Here is a 405-nt window from a genome sequence, read left to right as displayed (position 1 = left end):
ACCGAATGAAGACCCTGACACAGGATTTACCTTGATGGCCAAAGCCGCGGAACAGCACACAGCAGACAAGACGGAAACCGTCGCTGCCAAACCCGAAGCCAACCCGAACCGGGCGGCGACGGTCCCGCCGCACCAGGTGAAATTCGAGACGGAGAACCTGAAAAGCAGTTATTGCAACGTCTGCAACGGGTCGTCCACCCGCGAAGAGGTGGTGGTCAATTTCGGCGTCAACGAAAGCTGGGACCTGGGCGAACAACAGCTCAGGGTCAAGCTGGAACATCGGGTGGTGATGGCCCCGCACGCCGCCAAGCGCCTGCGCGACATGCTGGTCCGGCTGATCGACGAGCACGAAAAACGGTACGGCCCGCTCGGCGACTGATCCGCGCGGAGCCCCTGAATGGCCAT

General features: G+C 61.5%; 1 protein-coding gene. It reads left to right on the top strand.

Annotated features, from left to right (window positions below; genetic code table 11):
* The first annotated feature begins 34 nt into the window (after positions 1-34).
* On the top strand, positions 35-379 hold the full coding sequence (locus VK792_RS16070) for a DUF3467 domain-containing protein (RefSeq protein ID WP_326298883.1): 345 nt from the start codon (positions 35-37) through the stop codon (positions 377-379).
* Positions 380-405: the final 26 nt, after the last annotated feature.

This window comes from Mesobacterium hydrothermale (assembly GCF_035818635.1).
Lineage (GTDB): Bacteria > Pseudomonadota > Alphaproteobacteria > Rhodobacterales > Rhodobacteraceae > Mesobacterium_A > Mesobacterium_A hydrothermale.
The sequence above is the reverse complement of the archived record's forward strand: the minus strand, read 5'-3'. Positions and strand labels throughout refer to the sequence as shown.